This is a genomic window from Pseudonocardia xinjiangensis, assembly GCF_012911925.1.
In the GTDB taxonomy this organism is placed as follows: Bacteria; Actinomycetota; Actinomycetes; order Mycobacteriales; family Pseudonocardiaceae; genus Pseudonocardia; species Pseudonocardia xinjiangensis.
Genome location: NZ_JAAXKY010000209.1, coordinates 1 through 10399, shown reverse-complemented (window position 1 = coordinate 10399; position 10399 = coordinate 1). Strand labels below are relative to the sequence as shown.

The 10399-nt window shown below is 71.1% G+C and carries 8 protein-coding genes; 4 read left to right on the top strand and 4 right to left on the bottom strand.

Translation table 11 applies throughout. The features are described 5' to 3' along the window. A partial coding sequence (locus HF577_RS34725) for a YihY/virulence factor BrkB family protein (RefSeq protein WP_169400243.1) occupies nucleotides 1-499 on the top strand: 499 nt, incomplete at its 5' end. A gap of 18 nt (nucleotides 500-517) precedes the next feature. On the opposite strand, the gene HF577_RS34720 is transcribed toward HF577_RS34725, so the two are convergent. Further along, on the bottom strand, nucleotides 518-1579 hold the full coding sequence (locus HF577_RS34720) for an extracellular catalytic domain type 1 short-chain-length polyhydroxyalkanoate depolymerase (RefSeq protein WP_169400242.1): 1062 nt from the start codon (nucleotides 1577-1579) through the stop codon (nucleotides 518-520). Nucleotides 1580-1852: 273 nt separating this feature from the next. On the opposite strand from HF577_RS34720, the gene HF577_RS34715 reads away from it, so the two are divergent. Then, on the top strand, nucleotides 1853-3568 hold the full coding sequence (locus HF577_RS34715) for a PHA/PHB synthase family protein (RefSeq protein ID WP_169400241.1): 1716 nt from the start codon (nucleotides 1853-1855) through the stop codon (nucleotides 3566-3568). A gap of 169 nt (nucleotides 3569-3737) precedes the next feature. Beyond that, nucleotides 3738-5330, top strand: coding sequence for an alkaline phosphatase D family protein (locus HF577_RS34710; RefSeq protein WP_169400240.1), 1593 nt, complete (start codon nucleotides 3738-3740; stop codon nucleotides 5328-5330). A gap of 6 nt (nucleotides 5331-5336) precedes the next feature. Here the strand turns inward: HF577_RS34710 and HF577_RS34705 are convergent, their stop codons facing one another. Continuing rightward, entirely contained in the window at nucleotides 5337-7466 is a 2130-nt protein-coding gene (locus tag HF577_RS34705; protein WP_169400239.1) for a putative bifunctional diguanylate cyclase/phosphodiesterase, read from the bottom strand. Nucleotides 7467-7584: 118 nt separating this feature from the next. On the opposite strand from HF577_RS34705, the gene HF577_RS34700 reads away from it, so the two are divergent. Continuing rightward, nucleotides 7585-8421 carry an SAM-dependent methyltransferase gene (locus HF577_RS34700; protein ID WP_169400238.1) on the top strand — a complete coding sequence of 279 codons (837 nt, stop codon included), beginning with the start codon at nucleotides 7585-7587 and terminating at the stop codon, nucleotides 8419-8421. Nucleotides 8422-8577: 156 nt separating this feature from the next. On the opposite strand, the gene HF577_RS39985 is transcribed toward HF577_RS34700, so the two are convergent. Beyond that, nucleotides 8578-9915, bottom strand: a complete 1338-nt coding sequence (locus tag HF577_RS39985) for a right-handed parallel beta-helix repeat-containing protein (protein ID WP_169400237.1) — start codon at nucleotides 9913-9915, stop codon at nucleotides 8578-8580. After that, a partial coding sequence (locus tag HF577_RS34690) for a polysaccharide lyase (protein ID WP_407692275.1) occupies nucleotides 9912-10399 on the bottom strand: 488 nt, incomplete at its 5' end. The genes HF577_RS39985 and HF577_RS34690, both read right to left, overlap by 4 nt.

The following is a 10399-nucleotide window of genomic DNA, read 5'->3' as shown; positions in this document are numbered from 1 at the left end:
GGCCACCGCGGGTCGCGGGCTGCGCGTGCTGGCGATCGTGGTGTCGGTCGTGGCGATCTGCGGGCTGTTCGTGCTCGGCTTCCGCGCGCTGACCGTCCGGGACGTCAGCGTCCGTGACGTGCTGCCCGGCGCGATCATGTCGGCGGTCGCCTGGCAGATCCTGCAGTCGCTGGGCGCCTTCTTCGTGGGCCACGGGCTGATGGGGTCGACCCAGGTGTACGGGTTGTTCGGCATCGTGCTCGGGCTGCTGGCGTGGATCTATCTGGAGGCGACGATCATCGTGCTCGCCGCCGAGCTCAACACCGTGCTCAGCAGGCGGCTCTACCCGCGCTCGCTGCTCACCCCCTTCGTCGAGGACGTCGACCTCACCCACGCCGACCGCCGCAGCTACACCTCCTACGCCAGCACCCAGCGGTTCAAGGAGTCGCAGACGATCAACGTCGAGTTCGAGCAGCGGGACAGGAGCGACCCCGAGCGCCGGGAGTCTCCCGCGGAGTGACGGCGGTGCGCCGCCCGGTCAGCCGCGGCCCCCGGGATGGTCGAGGAAGAAGCGGACCATCTCGGCGGACGCGTCCGGGCCCTCCGGGTCGGTGTACGAGCCGGCCGCGTCGCCTCCCGACCAGGCGTGCCCGAGCCCGTGCACCAGCCACGACTCGGCGACGACGGACCCGTCCTCGCCACGGACGACGGTCTGCGTGCTGGTCCGGCGCCCGGCCGTGGCCACCTGGCGCGTCGTCGCCGTGGTGCGCCCCGCACCGGCCGCGAGGCGGGCCTCGACCAGGTGCTCGGCGTTGACCGGGGCCACGACGTTGTCGGCGTCGCCGTGGAAGACGACCAGTGGCATGTCGGCACCCGCCCGGCGGGCACCGCCGCCCCGCATCGCGGCGAAGGCGGAGCCGGCGTCGTGCGCGGCGCCGTAGGCGACGCCCGAGTGCACGCCGACGGCCGCGTAGAGGTCGGGATCGGTGACGGCCAGCACCGCGGCCATCGCGCCCCCGGCCGAGAGCCCCGCGACGTACACGCGGCGGGGGTCGGCGCCGTGCTCGGCGATGATCCGCCGGGTGATCCCGGCCAGGACGGCGGGTTCGCCCGCCCCGGGCTGCTGGTCGGCGGGGGAGAACCAGTTCCAGTACCTGCCGCGGTTGGCCGCGGTGGACTGCTCGGGATACGCCACGAGCATGCGATGCCGCTCGGCGAGCCGGTCCATCCCGGTGCCGAGCGCGAAGTCGGCGGCGTCCTGCGTCCCGCCGTGCAGCATGACCACGAGCGGTGGCCGTTCGCCGTGGCGCAGGGACGAGGGGACGTAGAGGTCGAACAGCCGGGTGCCCGCCGCCTCGGTGTGGGTGAGGTGCAGGGTCTGCCCCGCTGCGCCGGGGGCCTCGGGGCGTTCGTCGTCCTGACGCGACCGCGCCATGCCGCGGCGCACCCGGCTCGGCAGGTCGGTCCCGGGGGACGGCGCGGCGGGCTTCGGCGCGCCGCCGCCGTTCAGGGTGCTCTGTATGACGTCGACCGCCTCGGTCAGCCGTCCTTCCCGGGTGAGCCGCAGGGCCGCTGCGATTCCGGCCTCGGGATGCTTCATGTCGCTCCTTGGCCGCGTTCCTGAGCCGGGGCGGATGCCTCGGCGACGGGAAAGTAGGCACGCCCCGATAAGTATGTCAAACAGGGGCGCCGGGATCCCGCACGGACGTCCGGTTGTTCAGCTGTACGCGCGCCCGCTGTGGTCCTCGCAGCCCCCGCGGGCTCTGCGAGGACCGGGTCCGGCGCGCGGAACGGGCCCGATCGGGGGTGTTCGACGTTCTCTGCCAGCGGGAGGATGGTCTTTCCGGAGCTCGTCGGACGTGAGGATGTGCACATGGCCGAGGAACTGCCCGACACCGCTGCCGAGCACGCCGCGAGCGCTCTCGGCCCGGAGTCCGACCTGTTCGAGGACCTGGACGCCGCCGGGTTCGGCGAGGCGCTGACCCAGGCCGTGCGCGCGAGCCTGGCGAGTCCGGGCGACACCGCGCTGGCGGGGATCCGGCTCGCGACGGACCTGGCGCGGATCCCGTTCATCGCCACCACCCGCTGGCTGGGTGGCGAGGCGCAGCCCCCGGTCCCGCCCGATCCGAAGGACCGCCGGTTCGCGGACCCGGCGTGGGACGCCAACCCGGTGTTCTACTCGGTCCGGTTGGCCTACCTGGCGGCGTGCCGGTTCGCCCGTGACGTGGTCGGCTCGGCGGAGCTGGAGGCCGATGCCGCACGCAAGGCCGCGATGGCGCTCGACCTGCTGCTGGACGCTCTCGCCCCCACCAACTTCCTCGCCACGAACCCGGCGGCGCTCAAGCGCGCGTTCGAGACGGCAGGCGGCAGCCTGCTCAAGGGCGCCCAGAACTTCCTCGACGACCTGGTCCACAACGAGGGGCGGCCGCGCCAGGTGGACACCAGCGGGTTCGAGGTGGGCCGCAACCTCGCCTGCACACCGGCGAAGGTCGTCTACCGCAACGAGCTCATGGAACTGCTGCAGTACGAGCCGCGCACCGAGCAGGTGCACGCCAACCCGATGCTGTGCAGCCCGCCGTGGATCAACAAGTACTACGTGATGGACCTCGCGCCCGACCGCAGCTTCGTCCAGTGGGCGGTGGACCACGGGCGCACGGTCTTCGTGATCAGCTACAAGAACCCGTCCAAGGACATGTCCGGCACCACCATGGACGACTACCTCGTCAACGGTCCGCAGAAGGCGCTCGACGTGATCCAGGAGATCACCGGCGCCGAGACGGTCGACATCGTGGGGCTCTGCCTCGGCGGGGCCCTCACGGGGATCACCGCGGCGTACCTCCAGCAGGCGGGCGACCGCCGCATCGGCGCGCTGACCCTGCTCAACACGATGCTCGACTACGCCGAGCCGGGGGCGCTCGGCACGTTCACCGACCGGCGCACCATCGAGAAGCTCGAGAAGAAGATGCGGCGCGAGGGGACCCTGGAGGGCAGCTCGATGGCCGGCACGTTCGACGTGCTGCGCGCCAACGACCTGATCTTCAACTACGTCGTGTCGAACTGGCTGATGGGCAAGAACCCGCCAGCGTTCGACATCCTCGCCTGGAACGCCGACAGCACCCGCATGCCCGCCGAGATGCACGCGTTCTACCTGCGGAACTTCTACCTGGAGAACAAGCTCGCCGCCGGTGAGCTCGAGATCGCCGGGAAGACGATCGATCTCAGCGTGATCAAGGCGCCCACCTATGTCGTGAGCGCGATCAACGACCACATCGTGCCGTGGCAGTCGGCGTACCGGACGGTCGGGCTCGTCAGCGGTCCGGTCCGGTTCGCGCTGAGCAGCGGTGGACACATCGCCGGCATCGTGAGCCCGCCGGGACCGAAGGTGTGGCACATGATCGCCGAGACCGAGTCGCTGCCGGCCACGGCGCAGGGGTGGCGCGAGATCGCCGAGCGCCACGACGGCTCCTGGTGGGAGGACTGGGCGCGCTGGTCAACGGCCCACTCCGGGCCGTTGCAGGATCCGCCACGGATGGGCAGCGCCACGTACCCGGTGCTCGGCGACGGGCCCGGCGAGTACATCCGGACCTGACCCGGAGATCCACAGCGGCCTGATCGAGGTCGCCGTCCACCGCGGATGAGGCTGCCCGCCCATCCGCGGAGCAGCCGACCGGCCCCGTTCACGAGAACGCGGTCGGTGTGCCGCGTGCCGGCCATGTCCGGAAATGACGATCTTCCTGTCGTCGCACAGGAGGATCTTGATGTCACGTCTTTCCCCGCTCTCCCGACGCCGGTTTCTCGGGGTCGGTGGTGCCGGTGCCGCCGCCGTGCTGCTGGGCACGGGCGCCTGGAACGCTTCCGCCGCGTACGCCGCGGCACCGTCGATGGGCAACCCGTTCACGCTCGGTGTGGCCTCGGGTGACCCCGCGCCCGACGGCGTGGTGCTGTGGACGCGCCTGGCCCCGGACCCGTTCGTGCCCGACGGCTCCGGCGGCATGCCCGCCCGACCGGTCCGCGTCGAGTACGAGGTGGCCACGGACGAGCGGTTCCGGACCGTGGTCAACGGCGGGAGCGTGGTCGCCACTCCCGAGCTCGGGCACTCGGTGCACCCGGAGATCAGCGGGCTGCTGCCCGACCGCGAGTACTACTACCGGTTCCGGGTCGGCGGGGAGATCTCACCCGTCGGGCGGACGAGGACGGCGCCGCGGGCGGGGTCCTCGCTGCACGAGCTGAACTTCGCCTTCGCCTCGTGCCAGTCCTGGGAGGACGGGTTCTTCACCGCCTACGACCACCTGGCCGCCGAGGATCTGGACCTCGTCGTCCACCTCGGTGACTACATCTACGAGAACGGCGTCACCGGGCAGAAGCGCGGGACGCCGGCCGGGGACCAGTTCCGCGGGGAGACCTTCGACCTGGCGCGTTACCGGCTGCAGTACGCGCTCTACAAGGCGGAGAAGCCGCTGCAGGCCGCGCACGCCAACTTCGCCTGGATCCATGTGAACGACGACCACGAGGTGGAGAACAACTGGGCCCGTGACATCTCGCAGGCCGACACCGAGCCCGACCAGGACCCGGCGGTGTTCCGGCAGCGGCGGGCGCAGGCCTACCAGGCGATGTACGAGAACCTGCCCTACCGCCGCGCCCAGCTCCCGGCCGGCCCGGACATGCACCTCCACCGCCGGATCGCCTACGGCGACCTCGCCGAGTTCACGATGCTCGACACCCGCCAGTTCCGCGACGACCAGCCCTGCGGCGACGGGACGTCCGCGACCTGCACCGACCGGCTGGACCCGAAGCGCACCATCCTCGGCGCGCCGCAGCGGGACTGGCTGCTGGACGGGTTCTCGCGGTCACGGGCCCGCTGGCAGGTGATCGGCAACCAGGTCCCGATGGGACAGACCGACCTGGACCCGGGCGACCCCACGGAGGTCTACCTCGACCCGTGGGACGGCTACGTCGCCGACCGCAACCGCGTCCTCGCGGCCGCGCAGGACCGCAAGGTGCGCAACCTCGTCGTGATCACCGGCGACCGGCACCAGAACTACGCGTGGGACCTCAAGCGCGACTACGCCGACCCCGGCTCGCCGACGGTGGGGAGCGAGTTCGTCGGCACGTCGATCACCACCGGCGGCAACGGTGCCGACATGACGGCGGACGGGCAGGCGCTGCTGGCGGCGAACCCGCACATGAAGTTCTTCAACAGCCAGCGGGGCTACGTCCGCGTCACCGTGAACCAGCAACGCTGGCGCAGCGACTTCCGGGTCGTCCCGTCGGTCACGACGCCCGGTGCCCCGATCAGCACCCGCGCGAGCTACGTGGTGGAGGACCGGAAGCCGGGAGTGCAGGCCGGGTAGGGGTGGTCAGCCCTCCGGGGGGAGCGCCCTGCCGAACAGGTCGGTGATCTCGTCCCACGCCGCGGGCCGGGCGTAGAGCCAGCCCTGGACCGTGTCGCAGGCGCTGGCCCGCAGCCGGTCGGCCTGCGCCGGGGTCTCGACGCCCTCGGCGGTGACGGCGAGCCCGAGGGCGTGGGCGAGGGTGATCAGGCTGCTGACGATGGGGTCGGCGCCCGTGGCGGGGTTGCGCAGGCCGTCGATGAACGTGCCGGCGAGCTTGAGGGTGTGGAGCGGGAGCCGGGGGAGGTAGCTGAGGTTGGAGTACCCGGTGCCGAAGTCGTCCACGGCGATGCGGATGCCCATCTCGGCCAGCGCGCTGATCGCCTCGACCGGCCGTCCGGCCGGGCCGAGCAGCGCGCTCTCGGTGAGCTCGAGCTGCAGCAGGTGCGGTGGCAGGCCGGTGTCCTTCAGGGCGCGCGTGACGTCCGCGACGAGCCCGGCGTCGTGGGCCTGCCGCACGGCGAGGTTGACGCTGATGAACAGGCCGGCGTCGGGATGGGCGGCGTGCCACTCGGCGCCCCGCGCGCAGGCCTCGTTCAGTACGTGGCGGCCGAGCGGGACGATCGAGCCGGTCTCCTCGGCGAGGTCGATGAACTGGTCGGGGCTGAGCAGGCCGAGCGTGGGATGCGCCCAGCGGACGAGCGCCTCGACCCCGTGCACCCGGCTGTCGGCGAGCCCGACGATCGGCTGGTACTCCACCCGGAACTCGCCGCGCTCGAGCCCCGGGAGCAGGTTGGCCGACAAGGTGTAGCGCGTCATGTCGCGCGCGTTGCGCTCCGGGTCGAAGCGGGCCCACCGGTTGCGGCCGTCGGACTTCGCCCAGTACAGGGTGACGTCGGCGGCCTTGAGGATCTCCGCCGGCGTGGTCTCGTCCACGGAGCACTCGATCACGCCGATGCTGGCCGAGACCGACAGCCGGTGCTCGTCGACGTCGATCGGCTCGGCGAGCACGGCGAGCACGGTGTCGGCGAGGATCGCCAGCTCGCCCTCCGGCGGGTCGTCGACGAGGATGACGAACTCGTCGCCTCCCATCCGGGCCACCAGGTGCCCCCGCGTGGACACGCACTTGTCGAGGAGGCGGGCCACCCCGATCAGGAGCGTGTCGCCGACGTCGTGCCCGAGCCGGTCGTTCACGGCCTTGAACCGGTCGAGGTCGAGGTAGCAGATGCCGACGCGGGCTCCTGGCTGCGCGAACGCCGCGGCGAGCCGGTCCTGGAAGAGCGCGCGGTTGGGCAGCAGGGTCAGCGGGTCGTGCAGCGCCTGGCGCCGCAGCCGCTCCTGCAGCTCGCGGCGGGTGGTGATGTCCTCGACCATGGCCACGATGAACACCGGCGTGCCGTCGGCGTCCCGGATGAGTGAGGCCGTGAGGTTGGTCCACACGATGCGCCCGTCACGGTGCCGGTAGCGCTTCTCCACCTGGCCGCTCTCGCGCCTGCCCTCGAAGATCTCCTCGTAGAGCTCCCACATGTCGGCGGCGTCGTCCGGGTACATGAAGTCGCCCACGGTGAGCAGGCGGAACTCGGCGATGGTGTACCCGAGCATCGAGGCCAGTGCCGCGTTCACGTCGACGATCCGCCCGTCGGTGTCGGCGATGGTGATGCCGATCGCGGCGTTGGCGAAGATGGCGCGGAAGCGGGCCTCGCTGGAGCGCAGCGCCCCCTCCATCTGGTAGCGGGCCTTCACCTCCGTCCTGCGCATCAGCTCCTGCTCGTCGAGGATCCGGGCCCGCAGCTTCGCCACATAGCCGTCGGCCACCGCCGCCTCGACGGTCGGCGCGGTCTCATGCGGCCGGTGGGCACCGGCCGACCGCGCCGCCTTGGGGAGGTTGCGGGCCAGCGCGCTCACGGTGATGGGCAGGACGTCGGCGGCGAGCAGTCCGGCGTCGACCATCGAGGCGCCGACCTCCCGGGCCGCGTCGAGGTCCACAGGGTCGACGGCCGCCGCGAGCGCCACCCGCGACGCCGCGGCCGTGAGGAACTCGTGCAGGTCGTCGCGGGACAGCGGCAGGTACGGCACGCGAGCGAGATCGCCGGCCCAGGACGCCACCAGCGCAGTCACATCCGGTGCGCGATGGAAATCCCGCTGCCCGCTGGTCATCGGCCCAACGATACGGCCGAATGCGTCAGACTTCTCCCCCGAGTAGAACGTGCAGTATCCGTCGCTCGGACGGAGCAGTTATGGTTGCGCGGTCGGGTAACCCGTGAGGGGTGGTGCCATGGAGCGGCCGAACTGGGTGTCTGCAGAAATTGATCTAGAACGGCCGAGCGGGGCCCGCGTCTGCGACTACTTCCTTGGTGGCGCCCACAATTTCGCGGTGGATCGGGAGCTGGCCGAGATCGTTTCGCGCATGACCCCCGACATCGGTGACGCGATGCGTGCCAATCGGGCCTTCCTGCGCCGCGCCGTGCGGTTCATGGGGGACCAGGGCATCCACCAGTTCCTCGACCTGGGGTCCGGGATCCCGACGCTCGGCAATGTCCACGAGGTGGCTCAGCGAGCCGATCCGGCCGCCCGCGTCGTCTACGTCGACGTCGACCCGGTGGCCGTCTCCCACAGCCGGATGATCCTCGACGGTGATCCCCGCACCGCCGTGGTGCAGGCCGACGCCCGGGAGGTCGAGTCCGTCCTCGCCGCCCCGGAGACCCGGCGGCTCCTCGACCTCGAACAGCCGGTCGGAGTGCTGATCCTCGGCCTGCTGCACTTCATCCCCGACGCCGACGACCCCGCGGGGATCGTCAAGCGCCTCCGTGAGGCGGTCTGCTCCGGCAGCTTCATCGCTCTGGCCAACGTCACCCATGAGGACCAGCCTCCGGAGGTGATCGAGGCCCAGAAGCTGTCGAACCAGATCGACACGCCGATCTGCCTCCGCTCCCGCAGCGAGCTGCTCGAACAGTTCGACGGGCTGTCGCTGGTCGACCCCGGGCTGGTGCACATCCCGCTCTGGCGTCCGGATTCGCCCCTCTACGTGGACGAGCGCCCGGAACGGTTCGGCGTTCTCGGCGGGGTCGGCCGGAAGGATCCAGAGGAGAACCGGAACGGAACGGCGCTCTAGGCCGCCGCACGCGGCGCAGCGGCTGCCGGGAAACGATCAGAGGTCACGTTCGCGTCGTCGATCTGCACCGCCCCCGGCCCCCGACGTCAGCCGGTCATGACCTTTTCCGGGCTCGCCACCGACAAGGGAGTCCGCGAGGCGGACCGCGGCGGCCGGTCAGTTCTTCGATATGTCGGCCACGACGTTGTCGAAGATCTGGTCGTCGAACTCCGGGAGCGCGGCGATGCCACCCTTCAGCATGACGCCCGTGTGGTTGCCGAAGATGGTGTTGCCGGTGAGGTCGAAGGTGCCGTTGCCGTCGACGTAGACGCCGTAGCGGGTGTTCTCGCCGATGACGTTGCCCCGGATGACGGTCTGTGCGGCGTCGGTGACGAGACGGATGCCGTCCTGCTGGTTGCCGCGGATCTGGTTGTTCTCCACGAGGTTGTCGTGCGCGGTCTGGCCGACGGCGATGCCGGACTCGGTGTTGTCGTAGACGCGGTTGCCGCGCACGGTGTTGCCTGCCGACTCGTTGATGTTGATGCCCTGGGCGGCGTTGCCGAAGGAGTCGTTGCCTTCGACGATGTTCCGGTCGGAGCGGAGGTAGAGCACGATCCCGTGGTGGTCGTTGGCGTGGACCACGTTGTCGCGGATCACGCTGTCGGTGCAGTCCTCGGCCAGGACGATCCCGTGCTTGCCGTTGTCGTGCACGAGGTTGCGTTCGATCAGCAGGTCGTGCGAGCCGGTGTGCGGGTCGATCCCGTAGAGCACGTTGTCGTGGAACTCGTTGTCCTGCACCACGAGCCCACCGACCTCGTAGGAGTAGAGCCCGTAGAACAGGTGCGACACGATGCTGGCCCTGATCCCGCCCGTGGTGCCTTCCGTGCGCCACGACATCCCGTAGGACTCGACCTCGCCGTAGCCGAGGTAGCGCAGCTCGGAGAGGTCGACCATCATCCGCCCGCCGTCGCGGGCGAGCAGGAAGCTGCGACCGTCGACGTGCTCGGTGTCGGCGTGCTGCAGCGCCGTGTCCCACGACGTCACGCAGGATCCGGTGATCTCGAGACCACCGCCCAGCGCCGTGACGGCCACGAAACCGGCGGGGCCGCTGCTGAGCTTGAGCCAGCGCACGTCAGGGGCAGTGATCTGCAACGAGGCACCGGTGAGCACCTGGAGGTCGGCCCCGAGCAGCCACTCCCCGGGGGCGACCTCGCGCAGCACCGCCGGGTCGCCGATCGCCGTGCTCAGCACGGGCAGGGTGACACCCTCCCCGCCGGTCAGCGCGACCGTGCCGGTGACGGGGTCGACGCGCACGGCGAGGCCGGCAGGCGGGGTCCGGTCCGCGGGTGCACCCGCCGCGGCCTCCCGGACGCACGGCCGGCTCGGGTCGAGCACTGCGCTCGGTGCCACGTCGCGGCGGACCAGCGGCTCGGGTGCCGGCGCCGCGCAGCCGCTCGACAGGAGCAGGAACACGAGGACGAGCAGCAGAGCCCGGATCGGCGCCGTCCGGATCACGGCCAACCAGCCGCTGTGCAACCGGCCGGGCCGTAGACCGGAGGGCCGGTGTGGACGGGGGAGGCCAGGACGGTGGAGGTGAGCGTGAAGTCGGCGAAGTCGGCGTGCTGGTCGGTGGGGCTGGCCCAGCTGGAGTCGTCGCCGCCGAAGAAGGTGGAGAAGAACAGGCCGTCGATGCGCAGGTCGGAGGTGGTGCGGAAGTAGAGGCCGGGGTGGTCGAGGACGAGGCGGTCGTCCTGCCAGACGGTGATGCGGCCGTTGGCGAGGCCGGGGGTGTTGAGGGTGATGCGTTGGTGGAGCCGGGTCCAGCGGCCGGGGGTGAAGGTCCAGCAGCCGCGGCCGAGTGAGGTGCCGTGTTGCTGGGAGGTGGGGAGGTAGGCGTAGACCTCGCCGGCGCCGTCGGTGCGCCACATGTAGCGGGTGGAGAAGCCGTTGGTGCCGTCGGGGATGTGTTGGCCGCTGGTGACGGTGCCGCCGTAGAGGC

What these genes read in the sequence shown, in the direction of transcription:
- HF577_RS34720 (WP_169400242.1), bottom strand. Translation starts at nt 1,579, where the DNA reads ATGAAGCATCCCGAGGCCGGAATCGCAGCGGCCCTGCGGCTCACCCGG.
- HF577_RS34715 (WP_169400241.1), top strand. Translation starts at nt 1,853, where the DNA reads ATGGCCGAGGAACTGCCCGACACCGCTGCCGAGCACGCCGCGAGCGCT.
- HF577_RS34710 (WP_169400240.1), top strand. Translation starts at nt 3,738, where the DNA reads ATGTCACGTCTTTCCCCGCTCTCCCGACGCCGGTTTCTCGGGGTCGGT.
- HF577_RS34705 (WP_169400239.1), bottom strand. Translation starts at nt 7,466, where the DNA reads ATGACCAGCGGGCAGCGGGATTTCCATCGCGCACCGGATGTGACTGCG.
- HF577_RS34700 (WP_169400238.1), top strand. Translation starts at nt 7,585, where the DNA reads ATGGAGCGGCCGAACTGGGTGTCTGCAGAAATTGATCTAGAACGGCCG.